The sequence below is a fragment of the Pseudomonas sp. PvP025 genome (assembly GCF_017832155.1).
GTDB lineage: Bacteria > Pseudomonadota > Gammaproteobacteria > Pseudomonadales > Pseudomonadaceae > Aquipseudomonas.
Map to the genome: position 1 here is coordinate 2,820,965 of NZ_JAFIBJ010000001.1, position 22,085 is coordinate 2,843,049.

19 protein-coding genes are annotated in these 22,085 nt (G+C 60.8%); 10 read left to right on the forward strand and 9 right to left on the reverse strand.

Annotated features, from left to right (window positions below; all coding sequences use genetic code 11):
• Nucleotides 1–34 precede the first annotated feature (34 nt).
• Nucleotides 35–1,252 carry a bifunctional glutamate N-acetyltransferase/amino-acid acetyltransferase ArgJ gene (argJ, locus tag JOE32_RS11945; RefSeq protein ID WP_057007180.1) on the reverse strand — a complete coding sequence of 406 codons (1,218 nt, stop codon included), beginning with the start codon at nt 1,250–1,252 and terminating at the stop codon, nt 35–37.
• A 123-nt stretch (nt 1,253–1,375) separates the two neighbouring features.
• Entirely contained in the window at nt 1,376–4,111 is a 2,736-nt protein-coding gene (gene secA / locus JOE32_RS11950; RefSeq protein WP_209984287.1) for a preprotein translocase subunit SecA, read from the reverse strand.
• A gap of 305 nt (nt 4,112–4,416) precedes the next feature.
• On the opposite strand from secA, the gene JOE32_RS11955 reads away from it, so the two are divergent.
• Nucleotides 4,417–4,872 (forward strand): DciA family protein, encoded by a 456-nt coding sequence (locus JOE32_RS11955; RefSeq protein WP_209984289.1) that lies wholly within the window; start codon nt 4,417–4,419, stop codon nt 4,870–4,872.
• A 4-nt stretch (nt 4,873–4,876) separates the two neighbouring features.
• Here JOE32_RS11955 and JOE32_RS11960 read toward each other — a convergent pair whose 3' ends face one another.
• The 3 genes from JOE32_RS11960 to purU all read right to left on the reverse strand — a co-directional run bounded on the left by JOE32_RS11960 (nt 4,877) and on the right by purU (nt 7,579).
• On the reverse strand, nt 4,877–6,355 hold the full coding sequence (locus tag JOE32_RS11960) for a helicase HerA-like domain-containing protein (RefSeq protein ID WP_209984291.1): 1,479 nt from the start codon (nt 6,353–6,355) through the stop codon (nt 4,877–4,879).
• Between the two features lie 122 nt (nt 6,356–6,477).
• A complete protein-coding gene (locus JOE32_RS11965; RefSeq protein WP_209984293.1) occupies nt 6,478–6,648 on the reverse strand; it encodes a hypothetical protein in 171 nt (56 codons plus the stop codon).
• 82 nt (nt 6,649–6,730) lie between these two features.
• On the reverse strand, nt 6,731–7,579 hold the full coding sequence (purU, locus tag JOE32_RS11970) for a formyltetrahydrofolate deformylase (protein WP_003237644.1): 849 nt from the start codon (nt 7,577–7,579) through the stop codon (nt 6,731–6,733).
• Nucleotides 7,580–7,927: 348 nt separating this feature from the next.
• On the opposite strand from purU, the gene mvaT reads away from it, so the two are divergent.
• Nucleotides 7,928–8,302, forward strand: a complete 375-nt coding sequence (gene mvaT, locus JOE32_RS11975) for a histone-like nucleoid-structuring protein MvaT (protein ID WP_003175830.1) — start codon at nt 7,928–7,930, stop codon at nt 8,300–8,302.
• Between the two features lie 89 nt (nt 8,303–8,391).
• Here the strand turns inward: mvaT and sbcB are convergent, their stop codons facing one another.
• Entirely contained in the window at nt 8,392–9,819 is a 1,428-nt protein-coding gene (sbcB, locus tag JOE32_RS11980) for an exodeoxyribonuclease I (RefSeq protein ID WP_209984295.1), read from the reverse strand.
• 167 nt (nt 9,820–9,986) lie between these two features.
• Between sbcB and JOE32_RS11985 the strand changes: the two genes are divergently transcribed.
• Genes JOE32_RS11985 through JOE32_RS12010 form a run of 6 tightly spaced genes read left to right on the forward strand, consistent with a single transcriptional unit; the run spans nt 9,987 to nt 16,660 of the window.
• The gene (locus JOE32_RS11985) at nt 9,987–10,679 is read left to right on the forward strand and encodes an RDD family protein (protein WP_209984297.1); all 693 of its coding nucleotides are present in this window, start codon (nt 9,987–9,989) and stop codon (nt 10,677–10,679) included.
• Nucleotides 10,676–11,656 carry a stage II sporulation protein M gene (locus JOE32_RS11990; RefSeq protein WP_209984300.1) on the forward strand — a complete coding sequence of 327 codons (981 nt, stop codon included), beginning with the start codon at nt 10,676–10,678 and terminating at the stop codon, nt 11,654–11,656. Before JOE32_RS11985 ends, JOE32_RS11990 begins: the two co-directional genes overlap by 4 nt.
• Nucleotides 11,643–13,175: a DUF4129 domain-containing protein gene (locus JOE32_RS11995; RefSeq protein WP_209984303.1), complete on the forward strand. Its 1,533-nt coding sequence runs from the start codon at nt 11,643–11,645 to the stop codon at nt 13,173–13,175. The genes JOE32_RS11990 and JOE32_RS11995 overlap by 14 nt, the downstream gene beginning before the upstream one ends.
• Nucleotides 13,172–14,329 carry a DUF4350 domain-containing protein gene (locus JOE32_RS12000; protein ID WP_209984305.1) on the forward strand — a complete coding sequence of 386 codons (1,158 nt, stop codon included), beginning with the start codon at nt 13,172–13,174 and terminating at the stop codon, nt 14,327–14,329. The genes JOE32_RS11995 and JOE32_RS12000 overlap by 4 nt, the downstream gene beginning before the upstream one ends.
• Complete coding sequence (locus JOE32_RS12005; RefSeq protein WP_209984308.1) at nt 14,326–15,321, forward strand: MoxR family ATPase; 996 nt, start codon at nt 14,326–14,328, stop codon at nt 15,319–15,321. The genes JOE32_RS12000 and JOE32_RS12005 overlap by 4 nt, the downstream gene beginning before the upstream one ends.
• Before the next feature lie 7 nt (nt 15,322–15,328).
• Entirely contained in the window at nt 15,329–16,660 is a 1,332-nt protein-coding gene (locus JOE32_RS12010; protein WP_209984310.1) for a DUF58 domain-containing protein, read from the forward strand.
• A 60-nt stretch (nt 16,661–16,720) separates the two neighbouring features.
• On the opposite strand, the gene JOE32_RS12015 is transcribed toward JOE32_RS12010, so the two are convergent.
• A complete protein-coding gene (locus JOE32_RS12015) occupies nt 16,721–17,080 on the reverse strand; it encodes a PilZ domain-containing protein (protein ID WP_209984313.1) in 360 nt (119 codons plus the stop codon).
• 222 nt (nt 17,081–17,302) lie between these two features.
• Nucleotides 17,303–17,677, reverse strand: a complete 375-nt coding sequence (locus tag JOE32_RS12020) for a tetratricopeptide repeat protein (protein WP_209984316.1) — start codon at nt 17,675–17,677, stop codon at nt 17,303–17,305.
• A gap of 175 nt (nt 17,678–17,852) precedes the next feature.
• Between JOE32_RS12020 and pyk the strand changes: the two genes are divergently transcribed.
• Nucleotides 17,853–19,304, forward strand: coding sequence for a pyruvate kinase (gene pyk, locus JOE32_RS12025; RefSeq protein WP_209984319.1), 1,452 nt, complete (start codon nt 17,853–17,855; stop codon nt 19,302–19,304).
• Nucleotides 19,305–19,382: 78 nt separating this feature from the next.
• Here pyk and JOE32_RS12030 read toward each other — a convergent pair whose 3' ends face one another.
• Nucleotides 19,383–20,315 (reverse strand): iron-sulfur-binding ferredoxin reductase, encoded by a 933-nt coding sequence (locus JOE32_RS12030; protein WP_209984324.1) that lies wholly within the window; start codon nt 20,313–20,315, stop codon nt 19,383–19,385.
• Between the two features lie 219 nt (nt 20,316–20,534).
• Between JOE32_RS12030 and JOE32_RS12035 the strand changes: the two genes are divergently transcribed.
• Complete coding sequence (locus JOE32_RS12035) at nt 20,535–22,058, forward strand: fumarate hydratase (RefSeq protein WP_209984327.1); 1,524 nt, start codon at nt 20,535–20,537, stop codon at nt 22,056–22,058.
• The last annotated feature ends 27 nt before the right edge of the window (nt 22,059–22,085 follow it).

Here is a 22,085-nt window from a genome sequence, read left to right on the forward strand (position 1 = left end):
GCAGGCGCGAACGCCTGCAGGGGGAGGGTCATTGTCAGGTGCGATATTCCGCGTTGATCTTCACGTACTCGTGGGACAGATCAGTGGTCCAGATGGTTTCGCTGCAATCGCCGCGGCCCAGCTCGATGCGGATGGTGATTTCTTCCTGCTGCATCACTGCCGAACCTTGGGCTTCAGTGTAGGTTTCGGCCCGTGCGCCACGGCTGGCGATGCACACGTCACCGAGGAATACGTCGATCTTGCTCACGTCCAGCTCCGGCACGCCGGCGCGGCCGACGGCAGCGAGGATGCGTCCCCAGTTCGGGTCGGAGGCAAACAGTGCGGTCTTGATCAACGGCGAATGGGCCACGGTGTAGCCCACGTCCAGGCATTCCTGATGGTTGCCGCCGCCATTGACTTCAACGGTGACGAACTTGGTTGCGCCTTCGCCGTCACGCACGATGGCCTGGGCCACGTCCATGCACACTTCAAACACCGCCTGCTTCAACGCCGCGAACAGCGGGCCGCTGGCGTCGGTGATTTCCGGCAGGTTGGCCTGGCCGGTGGCAATCAGCATGCAGCAGTCGTTGGTCGAGGTGTCGCCATCGATGGTGATGCGGTTGAACGACTTGTTGGCGCCATCCAGGATCAGGCTGTGCAGAACGTTGCGCGACACCTTGGCGTCGGTGGCAATGTAGCCGAGCATGGTGGCCATGTTCGGGCGGATCATCCCCGCGCCCTTGCTGATGCCGGTGACGGTCACCGTCACGCCGTCATGCACGAACTGACGGCTCGCGCCCTTGGGCAGGGTATCGGTGGTCATGATGCCAGTGGCCGCTGCCGCCCAGTTGTCCACAGACAAATCATCCAGCGCGGCTTGAAGAGCCCCTTCGATTTTCTCGACCGGCAGCGGCTCGCCGATCACACCGGTGGAGTACGGCAGCACCTGGCTGGCATCCACGCCGGTCAATTGCGCAAGCTTTGCACAGGTGCGCGCAGCAGCGACAAGGCCAGGCTCGCCAGTACCGGCGTTGGCATTGCCGGTGTTGGTCAGCAGGTAACGAATCGGGCCGGCCACGCGTTGCTTGGCCAAAATCACCGGCGCGGCACAAAACGCATTGAGGGTAAACACGCCAGCGACGGTCGAACCCTCGGCACAGCGCATCACTACCACATCCTTGCGACCCGGCCGCTTGATGCCGGCCGAAGCGATACCGAGCTCAAAGCCGGCAACCGGGTGCAATGTGGGCAAAGGACCAAGACCAACAGCCATGAATGCGCTCCTCAACAATAGATGATGTCTGTGCCGTCTTGATTGACGGTGAGATTAATTGCAAAACGCCGCGACGGCAGAGGCCGGTCGCGGCGCGGGGTGTTGCAGCGTCAGGCGAAAATACTAGTTGATTTCGCCGTGGCAGTGTTTGTACTTCTTGCCCGAACCGCACCAGCACAGTTCGTTGCGACCCAGCTTCTGATCGTTGCGCACCGGAGTTTGCGCCAGGGCTACATCGATCTCTTCGCCAAGCACTTCCGGCGCGTCCAGGCCCGGTGCCTCGTCGTGCTGGAACTGCATGCGCGCAGCCAGTGCCTCGGCTTCCTGGCGCAGACGCGCCTCTTCTTCGATCGGGTCTTCGCGACGCACCTGAACGTGGGAGAGCACGCGAATCGAATCGCGCTTGATCGAATCGAGCAATTCGGAGAACAGCGTGAACGACTCGCGCTTGTACTCCTGCTTCGGGTTCTTCTGGGCATAGCCACGCAGGTGGATGCCGTGACGCAGGTGGTCCATGGTCGACAGGTGGTCTTTCCACAGGTCGTCCAGCACGCGCAGTACGATCTGCTTCTCGAACGTGCGCAGGGCTTCGGCGCTCGCCTGCTCTTCTTTCTCGTTGTACGCGGCCAGCAGCTCGGCCATCAGCTTCTCGCGCAGCGTCTCTTCGTAGAGGTGGTCGTCTTCGTCCAGCCATTGCTGGACCGGCAGGTCGACACCAAAGTCGCTCTTGAGCGCCGCTTCCAGACCGGCAACATCCCACTGCTCAGGCAGGGACTGTGGCGGAATGTGTGCGGTGACGGTGGCGTTGAGTACGTCCTGACGGAAATCGGCAATGGTCTCGCCGATGTTGTCGGCAGCCAGCAACGTGTTGCGCATGTGATAGATCACTTTACGCTGTTCGTTGTTGACGTCATCGAACTCGAGCAGTTGCTTGCGAATGTCGAAGTTGCGCCCTTCAACCTTGCGCTGGGCCTTTTCGATGGCGTTGGTCACCATGCGGTGCTCGATCGCTTCACCGGACTGCATGCCCAGGGCCTTCATGAAGTTCTTCACGCGGTCCGAGGCGAAGATACGCATCAGGCTGTCTTCCAGGGACAGGTAGAAACGGCTGGAACCGGCGTCACCCTGGCGACCGGCACGGCCACGCAGCTGGTTATCGATACGACGTGATTCGTGACGTTCGGAAGCGATCACCTGCAGGCCACCGGATTCCAGCACGGCCTGATGACGCTTCTGCCAGTCGGCCTTGATCTGGGCGACCTGCTCGGGCGTTGGGTTATCCAGCGAGGCCACTTCCACTTCCCAGTTGCCGCCCAACAGAATGTCGGTACCACGACCGGCCATGTTGGTGGCGATGGTCAGCGCGCCTGGGCGACCGGCCTGGGCGATGATTTCGGCTTCCTTTTCGTGGAATTTGGCGTTGAGCACCTTGTGCTCGATGCCTTCCTTATTGAGCAGGTTGGACACGTGCTCGGACGTCTCGATGGTCGCGGTGCCCACCAGGATCGGGCGGCCCTGGGCCATGCCGTCCTTGATGTCGTTGATGATCGCCGCATACTTCTCTTCGGCGGTCAGGAACACCAGGTCGTTGAAGTCCTTGCGCGCCAGCGGCTTGTTCGGCGGGATAACCACGACCGACAGACCGTAGATCTGGTGAAATTCGAATGCTTCGGTGTCGGCCGTACCGGTCATGCCGGACAGCTTGTTGTACAGACGGAAGTAGTTCTGGAAGGTGGTGGACGCCAACGTCTGGCTTTCGGCCTGGATGTTGAGCACTTCCTTGGCCTCGATGGCCTGGTGCAGGCCTTCGGACAGACGACGCCCCGGCATGGTACGGCCGGTGTGTTCGTCAACCAGCACGACCTGGCCGTCCTGCACGATGTATTCGACGTTGCGATGGAACAGTTTGTGCGCGCGCAGACCGGCATACACGTGGGTCAACAGGCCCAGGTTGTGCGCCGAGTAGAGGCTTTCGCCTTCGGCCAGCAGGCCGATCTGGGTGAGCATGTCTTCGACGAACTGGTGACCGGCTTCGTTGAGTTCGACCTGGCGGGTCTTCTCATCGATGGTGAAGTGACCTTCTTTGGTCACTACGCCTTCCACTTCCTCGATGTGCTGCTCCAGACGCGGGATCAACTTGTTGATCTCGGTGTACAGGCGCGAACTGTCTTCGGCCTGGCCGGAGATGATCAGCGGGGTACGGGCTTCGTCGATCAGGATGGAGTCGACTTCGTCGATCACGGCAAAATTGAGTTCGCGCTGGAATTTTTCTTCCATGCTGAACGCCATGTTGTCGCGCAGGTAGTCGAAACCGAATTCGTTGTTGGTGCCGTAGGTGATGTCGGCGGCGTAGGCCGCGCGCTTCTCTTCCGGCGGCTGGAACGGCGTGACCACGCCGACGGTGAGGCCGAGGAATTCATACAGCGGGCGCATCCAATTGGCGTCCCGGCGGGCCAGGTAGTCGTTCACGGTGACAACGTGCACACCCTTGCCGGACAGTGCGTTGAGGTAAACGCCCAGTGTCGCCACCAGGGTCTTGCCTTCACCGGTACGCATTTCGGCAATCATGCCTTCATGCAGGGTCATGCCGCCGATCAACTGGACGTCGAAGTGGCGCATGCCCATTACGCGCTTGCCGGCTTCACGGGCAACCGCGAAGGCTTCGGGCAGCAGTTTGTCGAGGGTTTCACCTTTGGCTATGCGGGCCTTGAACTCTTGGGTCTTGGCGCGCAATTGCTCGTCGGAAAGGGCAACCATCTGCTCTTCGAAAGCATTGACCAGCTGCACCGTCTTGAGCATGCGTTTGACTTCGCGCTCATTCTTGCTTCCAAAAAGTTTCTTTAACAAAGGCGCAAACATATCGGCAGGTTCTTCCACACATAGGGATGGAGGGCGCACCGTCAGTGGCCCGAGCAGCCCTCACGGCCGCATGCGAACGCGCATTCTACCCGGAAACGTGGGTGAGGAAAGTGGCGTTATTCCCAGATGCTGGCATGGGGCTGTGAGAGGGCCTGTTTAAAATAAGGGCTTTTGCGCGAACTTCAACCCATCGAATGCAGAAGTTACCTATTGATTTCGCGGGAAAAGCCGGGCATCGGCATTGCCTAGGGCCGCCTGCGCGCTTTCTGTTAAGATGGCCGCTCTGTTACTTAAGGTGTCCGCTTATGGCATTTCGCCCTCTTACAGCCCGCGCGCCCAGCGTGTTGCTTCGCGAAGCCAAGCCGTTGAAAGCAATCTTCGGCCACGCCCAACGCCTGGGACACCTGCAACGCCTACTCGAAAGCCAGCTGCAACCCGCCGCACGCGAACATTGTCACGTGGCGTCCTGGCGTGAAGGCAATTTGCTGCTGATCGTCACTGACGGCCATTGGGCGACGCGCCTGCGCTACCAGCAAAAACGCCTGCAGCGACAATTGATGGCATTTGATGAGTTCGTCAGCCTGACGCGCATCCAGTTCAAGGTACAGCCGCCCACCGTGCAGCAAGGTGCAGTGGGCCATACCATGGACCTGTCGGAAAACGCCGCCGAAACCATCCAGGCCACGGCCGACGGGATCAGCGATCCAGGTTTGCGCGCGGCACTGGAACGCCTGGCCGCCCACGCCAGGCCCAAGGCCTGAGCCGCTACTTGCGCTTGCTGCCGCCGAGCAACGAGCCCAGCAAACCGCGCACCAACTGCCGCCCCATTTGATTGGCTGCCTGCTGCATCGCGGACTTGAGCGCCTTGCCTGCCGCCGTCCCCAGAAACGCGCCGGCCCTGTCGGTGAAGCTCGGCTCCTGGGCGGCAGGCGTAGAGTCTGCGCCAGGCCCCAATTCCTTGCGCGCCATCAGCACTTCATAGGCGGATTCGCGATCGATCGGTTTGTCATAACGGCCTTGCAGGGGCGAGCTGGCGATCAGCGCCGCACGTTCGACCTCACTGAGCGGGCCGATCCGCGATTGTGGCGGTGCCACCAGCACCCGCTGGACGACCTCCGGCGTGCCCTTTTCCTGCAAGGTGCCGACCAACGCCTCACCCGTGCCCAGCTCCGTCAGCACCGTTAATGCATCGAACGCCGGATTCGCGCGGAAACCCTCGGCCACGGCGCGCAGGGATTTCTGTTCTTTAGTGGTGAAGGCGCGCAAGCCGTGCTGGATACGCAGGCCAAGTTGCGCCAGTACGGTGTCAGGCAGATCCCCCGGGGACTGCGTGACGAAATACACGCCAACGCCTTTGGAGCGAATCAACCTCACTACTTGCTCCAGGCGATCCTGCAACGCCTTGGGGGTATCGGCGAATAACAAATGGGCCTCATCGAAGAACAGCGCCAGCAGCGGCTTTTCGGCATCGCCGCGCTCCGGCAATTGCTCGAACAGCTCCGCCAGGAGCCACAACAGGAACGTGGCATACACCTTCGGCGCTTCGTGCACGAGGCGGCTGGCGTCCAGTAGATGAATACGGCCGCGGCCCTCTGCGGCGGGCTGCAAAATATCTTCAAGTTGCAACGCGGGCTCGCCAAACAAAGCGTCGGCGCCCTGCTGTTCCAGCACTGCCAGACGTCGCAGCAGCGCCTGGCTGGAGCCCGTGTTCATCAATGCCGCGTCATCGCCCAGCAGTTCTGGGTGATAGTGCAGGTGATTGAGCAGCGCCTTGAGGTCCTTGAGGTCCAACAGCAACAGGCCTTCGCGGTCGGCCACCTTGAAGGCCGCGTACAGTGCCGACTGTTGGCTGTCGGTGAGCTCCAGCAGGCTGCCGAGCAACAGCGGCCCCATTTCGCTGATGGTGGTGCGCAATGGATGACCGGACTGGCCGTGAATGTCCCACAGCGTGACGGGATACGCACTGGCGGTGTAATTAATGAAAGGCATGCCGGCGATACGCTCGGCCACCTTGCCCTGGGGGTTGGCGGCGGCGCCGAGGCCACAGAGGTCTCCTTTGATATCGGCGGCAAATACCGCCACCCCCGCATCGCTGAAGGCTTCCGCCAGGCGCTGCAAGGTCACGGTCTTGCCCGTGCCCGTTGCCCCGGCGATCAATCCATGACGATTGGCCAGGCGCATGGGCTGGGCGATGGGCTGGCCGTCTGAGTCGGCACCGATCAGGAGTTGTGTGGAATCAGGCATTTCGTCACCCATGGTTGATGTCCAGTGCCGCAGGTAGGCGCCTGGAATATTAAGACATTAGCCGCCTCTATCACGCGATGAATAAAATCTTCGCTTGAAAGATGGGTAACGTTCGAACTTGATCAGTCCTTGTCAGGCTCGGACTTGCTGCGCTCGCGTTCCCATAACTGGGCGGCACCGGGAAAGTCCGTGCCGTCTTCACTGTTCAGGTCATCCGGGTCATAGCGGCTCAAACAGCCCTCACCCAGGGTCGCCGGCGCCTTTGCGGTCGCTTTGTCCAAAGGGTCATTCATGACTCAATCCTCGACATACAGGCAAAGAAAAAGGGCCTGGGACGATTTAACGCCCAGGCCCTTGATTCTTCAATCGCTGAGATCAGAACACAACTGTCTTGTTGCCATGCACCAGCACGCGATCTTCCAGGTGATAACGCAGGCCACGGGCCAGCACCATCTTCTCGACGTCACGGCCGAAACGCACCATGTCTTCGATGCTGTCGCTGTGGCTGACACGCACCACGTCCTGCTCGATGATCGGGCCGGCATCCAGCTCTTCAGTGACGTAGTGGCAGGTTGCACCAATCAACTTCACACCGCGCAGGGACGCCTGATGGTAAGGCTTGGCGCCGACAAACGAGGGCAGGAAGCTGTGGTGAATGTTGATCACCCTGCCAGCGTATTCGCGGCACAGTTCCGGCGGCAGGATCTGCATGTAGCGCGCCAGCACTACCACGTCGGCTTCATGCTGCCCGACCAGACGGGAAACCTCGGCAAACGCAGGCTCCTTGTCCTGCGGGTTGACCGGCACGTGGTAGTACGGGATGCCATGCCATTCGACCATGCTGCGCAGGTCGTCATGGTTGGAGATCACGCAGGCAATCTCGCAGTCCAGCTCATCGCTGTGCCAACGGTGCAGCAGGTCGGCCAAACAGTGGGACTCACGGCTGGCCATCAGCACCACTCGTTTTTTCTGCTCGGTGTCAGTGATGTGCCAGGTCATCGAAAACTCTTCGGCAATCGGCGCAAACGCCTCGCGGAAGGCCTGCAGACCAAAGGGAAGCGTGTCGGCACGTATTTCGTGACGCATGAAAAACCAACCGCTGAGATCGTCCGAGTGATGGCTCGCCTCGGTGATCCAACCGTTGTGGGAGGCCAGAAAGTTACTGACTTTGGCAACGATGCCAACCCGGTCCGGGCAAGCAATCACCAGCCGAAAAGTGCGCATTAGGGGGAAACTCCAGAACTTCGCAAAGGCCGCCATTCTAGCGATTGCGCAGAAAAACTGCAGTATTCCTTCGCGCTTATTCTGCCCTCCCGCTCTGCCGGTGCCCCTTAATTGTGTAAGGTTTTACCGCCCTTAGATAAATGTACAACCTTATGCGTGAGCAGTAAGCGAGAAATTAATCAGAATGTCGTTGCACATACCGCTACTTATTAAGTCGATTGCATCGCGGTGCCGCTTACATTCAACGTAATTCACCTGAATACACGCTTAAATGTTTACTTGAGCAAATTGCCTGACTATTATTAGCCCACTGTCCCTGTCATCCGCGTTCTACATAAGGTAGTCCACATGTCCCTGATCAACGAATACCGCGCCACCGAAGAAGCTATCAAAGAGCTGCAAGCCCGTTTGAAGAATCTGTCCCAAGACGACAAACTGAAAACCGAGCTGGAATTCGAAGGCAAGCTGCGCACCCTGATGGGTGAATACTCCAAGTCCCTGCGTGACATCATCGCGCTGCTGGATCCAGAGTCGAAAGTTAAAGCACCGCGTGGCGCTGTGAAAACTACCGGCACCAAACGTGCTCGCAAGGTCAAGCAATACAAAAACCCGCACAACGGCGAAGTGATTGAAACCAAAGGTGGCAACCACAAGACGCTGAAAGAGTGGAAAGCCAAGTGGGGCGGTGACGTGGTCGAAGGTTGGGCCACTCTGCTGGGCTAAGCCTTGCCAGGCCCCGCCTGATTTTCGCCCCCCTGAAACGCCAGCTTGCTGGCGTTTTTTATTGCCGGAACACTTCTGCAGTTATCCTCCTACAGATTCATCCGCGCCGCCAAAGCATCGACATAATCCTGCCATTGATCCAGTACCTGACACTGAATCGATGTAGCACTAAACGCCAACTCCCGTCGCGCAAGATTAAATGCCTCCAGCGTATTGGGAGCCCCCCATTGTGCGTCCGACAAACGTTGCTGACAGAAAAGTTTCCAGCGTTGTTGCTCCTCACTGCTCAAGGTGTCAGCAAAGTTACGGGCGCGGTAGCGAAATAATAATTCCGGTAAACGGTGATCATCAAATGGCCACTGCTGACGGGCGAGTTGTGCGGGTTCTGCGGCTCGGACTTGTTCACATAATCGGCGGTCGCGGTCACCGATAAAACCAGCGTACAGCTGCTGCTCGGGATCTTCACTCGCGGCGAAATCTTCCTCGGCATAAATAGCCGTCAACTTGTCACGCCATACAGCCTGTGCGTCAGTTAGCCGCAGCGCACGTGCCTGATAACTGTCCATGTCCAATTGCAGCCGTTCACGGTCCTGCGCCCGCAGCACACTCAAGGGAGCAACCACCGGGCAACGGTTGATATGCACCAACTTGAGCGGCACAGGCATCTCGCCCTCGGCCAGTTCATCGCGGCGCTTATAGAGATGCTGACGTAAAGTTTCAGCGTCCAGCTCGATCAGCCCCTGCGGATCAAGCCCCAGGTCGCACACAATCAAGGCATTGCGGTTGCGCGGGTGCCAGGCCAGGGGGAGCACCACGCCCAAATAGTGACGCTCGGCGGAAAAGCGCCCGGATATATGCACCATCGGCTGCAGCAGGCGGATCTGATCCATGACGCGCTGCTTGCTGCGCAGTTGAAACAGCCAGTCGTACAGCTTGGGCTGTTTCTCGCGGACCAGGCGGGCCAGCGCAATCGTGGCGCGTACGTCGGACAACGCATCGTGCGCCTGGCCGTGATCAATCCCGTTGGCCTGGGTCAGGCGTTCAAGCTTGAGGGTGACGCGCCCGTCCTGTTCGGGCCAGGTGATCCCTTCGGGACGCAATGCGTAGGCCGTGCGCACCACATCGATCAAGTCCCAGCGACTGTTGCCGCCCTGCCATTCCCGCGCATAAGGGTCGAAGAAATTGCGGTACAGGCTGTACCGCGTCATTTCATCGTCAAACCGCAAGGTGTTGTAACCGGCGCCACAGGTGCCGGGGGCTGCCAGTTGCGCATGCACACGGGTCATGAAGTCCGCCTCGGCCAAGCCCTGTTGCGCCAGTATTGCAGGCGTGATGCCGGTAATTGCGCAAGCTGCCGGGTGCGGCAGGATATCGTCACTGGGCAGGCAATACAGATTGACCGGCGCGTCTATCTCGTTGAGGTCGTGATCGGTGCGAATACCGGCGACCTGAAGAGGACGATCGCTGCGTGGATTGATGCCGGTGGTTTCATAGTCGTACCAGAAAATCGAGGTCACGGGCCATTCCTGAGCTGAAGATTGATAAAGTCTAGGCGCTGCAAGGCGTCCAGGGCCAGCGCCAAATCAGCTGTACAAACATCCAGTAAAATCTTGGATGGTTGCTTCCGCCGTCGACACTGCTAGCATCCGTGTCTTCCAACCGCTCCGCACTGCCAGGGACCGCGATGCAATCAGCCCCATTGGACACCCGCTACCAGATCGAGACCCCGGAGGGCATCGACCTGCCCCTGCGTCCCGCCGGCCTGCTGCCACGGGCGCTGGCCTTTGCCTTTGACCTCGGCGTACGCGCGCTGGTCATGGGCATCCTGCTGGTGCCACTGGCGCTACTGGGCAATATCGGCATCGGCCTGGGTTCGCTGCTGCTGTTTCTGGTCAGTTGGTGGTACATGGTGCTGTTCGAAGTGCTCAACCAGGGCTGCTCACCCGGCAAGCAGGTCATGGGCCTGCGCGTGGTGCAGGATGACGGCACACCCGTCGGCTGGTCCGCTTCGCTTATCCGCAATCTGCTGCGCTTTGTCGACATGCTGCCCTTCGGCTACTTTTTCGGCGCCGTCAGTTGCCTGCAACATCCCCATTTCAAACGACTCGGCGATCTCGCCGCTGGCACGCTGGTGATTTATCGCGAACAGCCACTGGCCCGCCCCAAAGTGCCGCAGGCCGCACCTCTGCGCCTGCCGTTCGCGCTGCACCTCAGCGAACAACGCGCCATCCTCGGATTTGCCGAGCGCCAGAGCGAATTGTCCGCAGAGCGGGTGCACGAACTGGCTTCCATCCTCGCAACGCCCCTGCAGGTGCCGGCGGCTCATACCGCAGAGCAACTCAATGGCGTCGCGCGTGGTTTGCTGGGGCCGACATGAAACAGAGCCTGTTCGAAAGCCGTCACCAACCGCAGTGGCAAGCCTTTGCCGCACAACTGAAACAGTTGGAGCAAGGCAAGCTCAAGACCGGCGATATGGCCGACTTTCCCCATCAGTATCGGCGTCTGTGCCAGCACCTCGCCCTGGCCCAGGAGCGCGGCTACAGCAGTTATCTGGTCGACCCGCTGCAACAACTGGCATTGCGCGGTCATCAGCAGCTGTACCGGCACCGCAGCCAATTGACCGCGAACGTATTGAGCTTCGTGCTGGCCGATTTTCCACGACTGGTGCGCGAGCAGTGGCGCTTCGTGTTGATCGCCGGGCTGCTGTTCTTCGGCAGCCTGATGGTGGTTGCGCTGCTGGTATACCTGTTTCCCGAATTGATCTACAGCATTGTCAGCCCGCAGCAGGTCGCCGAGATGCAAGGCATGTATGACCCCGATTCCAGTCGCCTGGGCCGCGTCGCCGAGCGAGCATCCAGTGAGGACTGGATGATGTTCGGCTACTACGTGATGCACAACATCGGGATTGCCTTCCAGACATTCGCCGCAGGCTTGCTGTTCGGGCTGGGCAGTGTGTTTTTCCTGATCTACAACGGCTTGATCATCGGCGCCATCTCCGGGCACCTCACTGAAATCGGCTACGGCCAGACCTTCTGGTCGTTCGTTATCGGCCATGGCGCTTTCGAACTCACTGCCATCGCCCTCGCCGGCGCGGCAGGCTTGCAGTTGGGCTGGGCATTGATCGCGCCCGGTCGCCTCACACGCGCCGAGTCACTGCGGCTGGCAGCGCGCAAAAGCATACAAATGCTCTGCGGCGTCATGATATTGCTGCTCATCGCAGCCTTTATCGAAGCCTACTGGTCGTCCTCCACCACCACTGCACTCTGGATCAAATACCTGGTGGGCGCCGTGCTATGGCTGCTGGTGATCGCTTATCTGACATTGACCGGACGCACCCGCCATGCGCCTGAGTGATTCAAGCGTAGTCATTCGGCCGCGCACGCCTTGGGAAGCCATGGACCTTGGTGTACTGATGGCCCGTAAACACCGTTGGCTGCTGATAGCCAGTTGGGCGATTGTGAGCGTGCCAGTATTTATTTTGCTCAGCGCTGCGTTTTGGAAGTATCCGTCCACCGCCATGCTTCTGTTCTGGTGGCTGAAACCGGCGTTCGACCGCTTGCCGCTGTACATCCTGTCCAAGGCCTTGTTCGGCGAGACTCCCAGCCTCAGGCAGGCTGTGCGCCAGTGGCCGCGCCTGCTTAAAGGCCAGTTGTTGAGCAGCTTGATCTGGAGACGGCTCAGCCTGAGTCGCAGCTTTGTGATGCCCGTCAGCCAGCTCGAAGGACTGGACGGTGACGCGCGTCAGAAACGCCTGGGCGTGCTGCTCCAACGTAACGGTGGAGCTTCGCGCTGGCTCACCCTACTTGGGATGTGCCTTGAAATAACGTTGTGGTTCGGCGCCATGGCATTGTTTTACCTGTTCATCCCCCAGCAGATCGAGCTGGACTGGGACTGGCAACGCCTGGCGCAGGCCACCGGTTCGCAAGCGCTGTGGCTGGAACACATGAGCAATGCGTTCTACGCATTGATTCTGGTGTTCTGGGAACCGATCTACGTCGCCTGCGGCTTCAGCCTGTACCTCAACCGCCGCACCGTACTCGAGGCCTGGGACCTGGAACTGGTATTTCGCCGCCTTCGAGAGCGCCTGGGCAGCGTCGCGCCGCTGTTGCTGTTGGTAGCAGGCCTGATGCTGATGCCCTTCTTCAGCCAGCCGTCCATGGCGGATGACGCCAGCCCGCCCAAACCGGTCAGCACCCAGGCCGCCAGCCAATCGATCAAGACTCTGCTGGACAAGCCACCCTTCAAGAACCCCGAGACCGTCACGCGCTATCGCTTCGGCGACGAAAAACCCGCCGTAAAAAACCAGCCGCGTGGTGATGGCAAACTTCCCGCATGGCTGCAGGCACTGCTGGACAACTTCAACAGCGCCAGCTTCAAACATCTGGCCCAGGTCGTCGAAGTCCTGTTGTGGGGTTTGCTGGCGAGCGGCGTGGCGTTGCTGGTCTGGCGTTATCGCGACTGGCTGCGCACCTTTGTCAGCCGACGAAGGCCACGCAAACCCGACACAGCCTTGCCTGCGCCCACCCAGTTATTCGGGCTGGCGGTGGGCATCGAGACCCTGCCCAACGATGTTGCCGGTGCGGCCGAACAACTGTGGCCCACTCAGCCACGCGAAGCCCTTGGACTGCTCTACCGTGGCCTGCTTAGCCGGTTGCTGCACGACTTCAACCTGCCACTGAAAAGCGCCGATACCGAGGGCCAGGTGCTGGAGCGCATTCAACAATTGCAACAACCACACCTGCTGGCCTTCAGCACAGACCTGACTCGCCATTGGCAAAACCTCGCCTACGGTCACCGGCCACCTCCCCCGTTGGCGCAACAACAACTGTGCAGCGATTGGCGCAGCCTGTTCAACGCAGGTACTGCCCAATGAACCGGACATTGCTGTGTGTAGGATTGCTGCTGGCAGGCCTGCTGGGGGCAGGCGGGTTGTTTCTGTGGAGCAAGGCCATTCCCTATGACGAAGTAGTGGACCGAGGCCCATCGCCGGAGGCGCTGGCCAATCCCTACCTTGCGGCAGAGCAGTTCCTGCGCGGGCAAGGCCTTGTGGTTGAGCATGCCAATGGCCTGGATCGGCTCGCCGACCTTCCCGCCAAAGGCAATAGCCTGTTGCTGCTGGGCGAGCGCGGCAACATGGCCCCACGCCAGGCAGAGCAACTATTGGACTGGGCAAGGTCAGGCGGACATCTGTTGCTGGTCGCTGAAGCACTCTGGGATGAAGAGACCGATAAAAGCGGCGACTTGCTGCTCGATCGCCTGCACATCCATCAGTGGTTGAGTGACGATCCCGAGGAACCGGCTCCCGCGCGCAAAGGGAGCAAGCCGGACCTGACCAAACTTTACGTCGACAATGAAACCGCCCCGGCCTATTTCAGTTTCAACACCGACTTCAACCTCACCGACCCCACGCATCTGGCCCAGTTTTCCGCCAACAGCGCCAGGGCCAGCCACCTGATGCAGCTCAACCTCGGGCAAGGCCGTGTGACAGTGGTCACCGACAGCGACCTGTGGAAAGCCCCCATCATCGGCCAGCACGATAACGCCTGGCTGCTGTGGTACCTGAACCGGGACACAGCCGTCACGTTGCTGTTCAACAGTGACGTCGACAACCTGCTCAGCCTGCTGACGCACTATTTCCCCCAGGCTCTGGTAACGCTTGCCGCGCTGATTGTCCTGGCACTCTGGCAGGCCGGCATGCGCCAGGGCCCGGTGCAGACTCCGGCCCCCAAAGCGCGTCGGCAATTGCAGGAACACTTGAAGGCCAGCGCTGACTTCCTGCTGCGCCGCAGCGGCCAGGGCACGCTGCTGCAGGCCTTGCAGCGCGATATCCTGCGCACCGCGCGGCGCCGCCACCCAGGCTTTGAACACCTCGATAACGCGGCACAGTGCCAGGTCCTTGAACACCTTACCCGCCAACCTTCTCACGTCATCAGCCAGGCCCTTGGGCCACTTGCGGCAAAACGGCTCTCCAGCGCCGATTTCAGCCATCAGGTGGCATGCCTGCAAACCCTCAGGAATGCCCTATGAGTGAATTTCCCAGCGCCACGCCCCTGACCAGCGCCACCTTGCTACAGGCCAGCGAACTGGCCAGCGCTTTGCGCGTTGAACTGCGCAAGGCGGTGATTGGCCAGGACGACGTGATTGATGACGTACTGACGGCATTGATTGCAGGCGGCCACGTATTGCTTGAGGGCGTGCCTGGGCTGGGCAAGACGTTGCTGGTACGCGCATTGGCGCGCTGCTTCGGCGGTGATTTCGCGCGTATCCAGTTCACTCCCGACCTGATGCCCAGCGATGTCACCGGCCACGCTGTCTATGACCTGCACACCGAACAGTTCAAGTTGCGCAAGGGTCCGTTGTTCACCCACCTGCTGCTGGCCGACGAAATCAACCGCGCACCCGCCAAAACCCAGGCGGCGCTGCTCGAGGCCATGCAGGAACGCCAGGTGACCCTGGAGGGCGAGGCGCTGCCCATCGGGCAGCCGTTCATGGTGCTGGCCACTCAGAACCCCATTGAGCAGGAAGGCACTTACCCCCTGCCGGAGGCCGAACTGGACCGCTTCATGCTCAAAATTCGCATGGACTACCCGGATGCTCGGCAGGAACTGGACATGGTGCGCGAAGTCACGCGTTCTTCGCGTGCCGACATGCTGGATGTACAACCGCTGCGTACCGTGCTGCTCGCTGCGGATGTGCTGCACCTGCAGCGGGTCGCCACTGAGCTGCCGCTGGATGAGCAAGTGCTCGACTATGCCGTACGCCTGGCCCGGGCCACCCGCAGTTGGCCAGGACTGACCATCGGTGCCGGTCCGCGCGCCTCAATTGCCCTGGTCAGCGGCGCTCGTGCCCGCGCCCTGTTGCGCGGCGGCGAGTTTGTCACCCCGGACGACATCAAGAGCTGCGCCATGGCAGTGCTGCGCCACCGGGTACGAATTGCCCCCGAACTGGACATCGATGGCCTGGACGTGGATCAGGTGCTCAAACAACTGCTGGATCAGATTCCGGCGCCGAGGCAATGAGCCACCCATGAAGCCAACCCGTCTGCTGCTGATCTGGCTCGGTGTCCTGCTGGGTTTGAACACTCTGCTGGGGATCACCGCAGCGTTGCAGCTCAAGCTGCCCGACACCCTGCACCAGGTGGCGTGGGGCCTGTTGCTGGCGCTGTTGCTGCTGGCCCTGCTGGACGCCCTTCGCCTGCGCCGCCGCCCGGGCATCCGGGTGCAACGGCAGATGCCTGGCAGCCTGGCCCTGGGTCGCTGGGGCGACGTGCGCCTCACCCTGCACCACGATTATCCGCAGCCGCTGACCGTGCAGGTATTCGATCACGCACCCGATGGGCTGAGCGTGGAGAACATGCCCCAACTGATTGAACTGCGACCCGGCACGCGCAGCGAGTTGGGCTATCGCCTGCGCCCGTTGCGGCGCGGGCATTTCAGCTTCAGTCGGTGTGAAATTCACCTGCCCAGCCCACTGGGGCTGTGGTCGGCTCGACGCTTTGTGGAGGTATCCGACGCCACCCGCGTCTACCCGGACTTCGCGCGCCTGTATGGCGCACAACTGCTGGGCGTGGACAGCTGGCTGAGCCAATTGGGTGTTCGACAGCATCCGCGACGCGGCCCAGGGCTGGAGTTTCATCAGTTGCGCGAGTTTCGCGAGGGCGACAGCCTGCGGCAGATCGACTGGAAGGCCACCGCACGCCAACGCACACCCATCGCCCGGGAGTATCAGGACGAGCGCGACCAGCAAATCGTGTTCATGCTCGATTGCGGTCGGCGCATGCGCAGCCAGGACGCCGAGCTTTCCCACTTCGACCACGCCCTCAATGCCTGCCTGCTGCTCAGCTACGTCGCCTTGCGTCAAGGCGATGCGGTGGGGCTGTGCACCTTTGCCTGCGATCAGCCCCGTTATCTGGCGCCCGTCAAGGGCACCGGCCAGTTGAACCTGTTGCTCAACAACGTCTACGACCTGGATACCACGCAACGCACCGCCGATTACGAAGCCGCTGCCAGCCAACTGCTGGCCCGACAGAAACGCCGTGCGCTGGTCATTGTAGTGAGCAACCTGCGGGACGAGGACGATGAGGCATTACTGACTGCAGTCAAACGCATCGGCCGCCAACACCGGGTGCTGGTCGCCAGCCTGCGCGAGGAAGTGCTCGACCAACTGCGCCAGTCTTCCGTGCAAACCTTGCCCGAGGCATTGGCCTACAGCGGCGCCGTCGACTACCTCACCCGGCGCGACGAATTGCATGATCGTCTGAACGCCCACGGGTTGACCGTACTGGATACCCTGCCCTCAGCGCTGGGACCGGCGTTGGTGACGCGTTACATGGACTGGAAAAAAGCCGGGGTGCTATAAAAAATGCGCACGACCACGGCGAAGGTAAACACACCTGCCCGGGTCGACAACGCGCGATGTCTAGGCAGAAGCCTGCAAGTGGTCAAAACTGAAGTAACGCAACAAGGCGGTGATCAGTTGTCTGTACTCCGCAGGCGCGGCGACCACACTGAAACCTGAGTCATAGTGCTGCGGATTGACGTCCTCACGACTCCACAAACATGTAGCAGTGAGGTCGATTGCCTGAACGTCCCCATTCGCCATGGGAACCTTCACGCACAGTTCAAACGTCGCGCTGATCATCATCGGTAATTGGCTGATCAACATCAGCCCGTCTTCAGACACATTGCCCAGGTAACCAATAGGCTTGTCCGTAAACCGATTGAACACTTGCAGGAAACGGGATAACTCATGCCGCTCAATACGTCGATTAGTAAACATGATGAGTGCCATCCATTGGATATTACTCTGGCCGAGCCAGTGATTCGGAACGGCGATACAGGCCCGCTCTCCCCGAGGTCGGCGCGACGACGGTGTTGTGCGTCATCGCTATGAATCTACCAACTCCAGACATTCAATCCATTTGAATATAAAAATATCGAACAGATATACAAATATTAGCCTAAGACGTGAGACGGGCCAGTTACAGCGTGACAAATTTTATCAAAGGGATGCGGGCCGGGGTTGCGCGACGCTGGCGCCGGGGTAATGACCCAGTTGCTGCAGCGTGTCCAGGCGGGCGCGGGCGCGGTACGCGTATTCGCTGGACGGGTACTGGCTGATGATGAACTGATAGGTTTGCACCGCATCCACAAACAGCTTCTGTCGCTCCAGGCATTGCCCGCGCAACATCGAAACTTCCGGCTGTACGTAGCGCCGGGTACGGCTTTCACGGTCGACCTGGGACAATTCCAGGGTCACGCGCTCACAGTCACCCACCTTGTACGCACGGTAGGCGTTGTTCAAATGATGGTCCATGGACCAGCGGGTGCAGCCGACAACACTGACGGCCAGGGCAGCAACGAGCAAAATTCGCATGGGGGTTCTCCTGTCTTGTGCAGTGTATCGACCCCTCGTCGAAAATCTTCAAGGATGTTCGTCTATTCAATTGACGCTCAAACCAGCCAATCGTCGATAAGTAGTGCAAACGAACAATGACTACAACCAAAGAGCATAGTAGCCTTCCCCAGCGCTTGAACTCAGGAGTCTGTGCATGTCCGTCCGTCGCACCAAAATCGTCGCCACCCTTGGCCCGGCCAGTAACTCGCCGGAAGTCCTCGAACAGCTGATTCTGGCTGGTTTGGACGTTGCCCGTCTGAACTTCTCCCACGGCACCCCGGACGAGCACAAGGCTCGCGCCAAGCTGGTGCGTGATCTGGCCGCCAAGCACGGCCGCTTCGTCGCGTTGCTGGGTGACCTGCAAGGCCCGAAAATTCGTATCGCCAAATTCACCAACAAGCGCATCGAGCTGAAGATTGGTGACAAGTTCACCTTCTCCACCAGCCATCCGCTGACCGACGGCAACCAGCAGGTCGTGGGTATCGATTACCCGGATCTGGTCAAGGACTGTGGCGTCGGCGACGAACTGCTGCTCGACGATGGCCGCGTGGTCATGCGCGTCGACACCGCCACCCCGACTGAACTGCACTGCACCGTGATCATCGGTGGCCCGCTGTCGGACCACAAAGGTATCAACCGTCGCGGCGGTGGCCTGACCGCCCCGGCCCTGACTGAAAAAGACAAGGCCGACATCAAGCTCGCCGCCGAGATGGAAGTGGACTACCTCGCCGTATCCTTCCCACGCGACGCTGCCGACATGGAATACGCCCGTAAACTGCGCGACGAAGCCGGCGGTACCGCCTGGCTGGTGGCGAAGATCGAACGCGCTGAAGCCGTGGCCGATGACGAAACCCTCGACGGCCTGATCAAGGCCTCCGACGCCGTGATGGTTGCCCGTGGCGACCTGGGTGTGGAAATCGGCGACGCCGAGCTGATCGGCATCCAGAAGAAAATCATCCTGCACGCACGCCGCCACAACAAAGCGGTCATCGTGGCGACCCAGATGATGGAGTCGATGATCCAGAACCCGATGCCGACCCGCGCCGAAGTGTCCGACGTGGCCAACGCCGTGCTCGACTACACCGACGCCGTGATGCTCTCGGCCGAAAGTGCCGCCGGCCCGTACCCACTGGAAGCCGTGCAGGCGATGGCGCGTATCTGCGTCGGTGCCGAAAAGCACCCGACCAGCAAGACCTCCAGCCACCGTATCGGCAAGGTCTTCGAAAGCTGCGACCAGAGCATCGCCCTGGCGGCGATGTACACCGCCAACCACTTCCCGGGCGTGAAAGCGATCATCGCCTTGACCGAAAGTGGCTACACGCCGTTGATCATGTCGCGTATCCGTTCCTCGGTGCCGATCTACGCGTTCACCCCGCACCGCGAAGCCCAGGCCCGCGCGGCGATGTTCCGTGGCGTCTACACCGTGCCGTTCGATCCCGCTTCGCTGCCGCCTCATGAAGTCAGCCAGGCCGCCATCGACGAGTTGATCAAACGCGGTGTTGTGGAGAAGGGCGACTGGGTCATCCTGACCAAGGGCGACAGCTACCACACCACCGGTGGCACCAATGGCATGAAGATTCTGCACGTAGGTGACCCGCAGTTCTGAGTGACTCGCTGAAAAACAAAAGCCCCGCCATGTGAATGGCGGGGCTTTTTGCCTTTCAAAGGGGCTGATGTGCTCCGCTTAACCGCGGGGCAGGAACACATCGGCCAGCAGTTGATTGCGCGGCAGGCCCGCCAGGAACAGGCGCTTGGAAAACGCCTCGACGCTGGCGGGATGCCCGCAGAGCAACGCCAGGGTTTGCCGGGAAACCACCCGCAGTTGCGCCAATGCCTGGTCAAGCTCTGCCGCCGTCCACAGCTCCACCGTCAGGTTGGGATGGCTGGCGGCCAGGGCCGCCAAGGGGCCTGCCAGGTAATGGCCGTCGACATCATGCGCCAGGTGAATCACGCGGATCGCACCCTGGTGATCCTGACGTACCGCCTCGCGCAATACGCCCCACAGCGGGCCGAGGCCTGTGCCGGAGGCCAGCAGCCACAAGGGTCGCGCCTGCCAGTCCGAATCGTAGTGCAGCGCCCCGCCGCGCAGTTCGCCCAGGCGCAGGCGATCACCGACGGCCAACCCTCGTGCGGCATCGCTGAATTCGCCGGGCAAGCGGCAATCCAGATGAAACTCCAGAAACGGATCCTCCTGCGGCAAGCTTGCCAGCGAATACGGCCGCGCCACCTGCCCCGCCCACAACACCACATGCTGCCCCGCCCGGTAACGCAAACCACGCTCCGGCTGCACACGCAGGCGCAGTACCGAAGCGCTCAGCCAGTCGACCGCCATTACCTGTGCCGCCACACCGTCACGCAAGGGATCGAAGGCTTCGACCTGCACATCACCGATCACCTGGCACTGGCAGGCCAGGCGCCAGCCGTCCTGGCGTTGTGCCGGGCTCAGGGCATCGGGCTGTTTGTCTGCAACTTCGCCGCGACAGCGCACGAGGCAGGCATGGCAACTGCCCGCCCGGCAACTGTAAGGCACGGCCGCGCCCGCCTGATTCAAGGCATCCAGCAGGTTGCTGCCGGTGGGGACCGACCAGTGGCGTTCACCGACGTGCAGTTCAGGCATATAAAGGCTCAATCAGAAGGGACGCGCACAGGGAATCATGCCTGCGACAGTTTGACCATAGCCGGGTGTATCACCCACCGCACCGGGTTATACTGCCGCGCCTTTTTAGCGTCGCGCCTTGCACCACTGTGACGTGCCTTGGAAAGGTGGCTTCAGCCGACCGATGCACTTCACTGAAGCCACCTTTATTGAATGTTCCCTTATAGAGGAGCGCGACTCATGACCGTGATCAAGCAAGACGACCTGATTCAGAGCGTTGCCGACGCCCTGCAATTCATCTCCTATTACCACCCCGTGGATTTCATCCAGGCGATGCACGAAGCCTACCTGCGCGAAGAATCGCCAGCGGCCCGTGACTCCATGGCGCAGATCCTGATCAACTCGCGCATGTGCGCCACCGGCCATCGCCCGATCTGCCAGGACACCGGTATCGTCACCGTGTTCGTGCGCGTGGGTATGGACGTGCGTTGGGATGGCGCCACGATGGGCCTGGACGACATGATCAACGAAGGCGTGCGTCGCGCCTACAACCTGCCGGAAAACGTACTGCGCGCCTCCATCCTTGCCGACCCGGCCGGCGCGCGTAAAAACACCAAGGACAACACCCCCGCCGTGATCCACTACTCCATCGTCCCGGGTAACACCGTGGAAGTGGACGTGGCCGCCAAAGGCGGTGGTTCCGAAAACAAGTCGAAAATGGCCATGCTCAACCCGTCCGACTCAATCGTCGACTGGGTGCTCAAGACTGTTCCGACCATGGGCGCCGGCTGGTGCCCACCGGGCATGCTCGGCATCGGCATCGGCGGCACCGCCGAGAAAGCTGCGGTAATGGCCAAGGAAGTGTTGATGGAATCCATCGACATCCACGAGCTGAAAAAGCGCGGCCCCTCCAACCGTATCGAAGAGATGCGCCTGGAGCTGTTCGAGAAGGTCAACCAACTGGGCATCGGCGCCCAGGGCCTCGGTGGCCTGACCACCGTGCTCGACGTGAAGATCATGGACTACCCGACCCACGCAGCCTCGCTGCCGGTGTGCATGATCCCCAACTGCGCCGCCACCCGTCACGCGCACTTTGTGCTGGACGGTTCCGGCCCGGCGTCGCTGGAAGCGCCACCGCTGGATGCCTACCCGGAGATCGTCTGGGAAGCCGGCCCGTCGGCCCGTCGCGTCAACCTCGACACCCTTACTGCTGAAGACGTGCAAAGCTGGAAGCCGGGCGAAACCGTATTGCTCAACGGCAAGATGCTCACCGGTCGCGACGCCGCGCACAAGCGCATGGTCGAGATGCTCAACAAGGGCGAAAGCCTGCCGGTGGACCTCAAGGGCCGCTTCATCTACTACGTCGGCCCGGTTGATCCGGTGCGCGAAGAAGTGGTTGGCCCAGCGGGCCCGACCACCGCGACGCGGATGGACAAGTTCACCCGGCAGATCCTCGAGCAGACCGGCCTGTTGGGCATGATCGGCAAATCCGAGCGCGGTCCGACCGCCATCGAAGCGATCAAGGACCACAAGGCCGTGTACCTGATGGCCGTGGGCGGCGCCGCTTACCTGGTGGCGCAGGCCATCAAGAAGTCGCGTGTAGTGGCCTTCGCCGAACTGGGCATGGAAGCGATCTACGAGTTCGACGTCAAAGACATGCCGGTCACCGTTGCGGTGGACAGCAAGGGCGAATCCGTCCATATCACCGGTCCCGCCATCTGGCAGAAAAAGATCAGTGAAAGCCTGGCGGTGGAAGTGCAGTAAGCACACTCCCGCAAGGAGAAAGGCGAC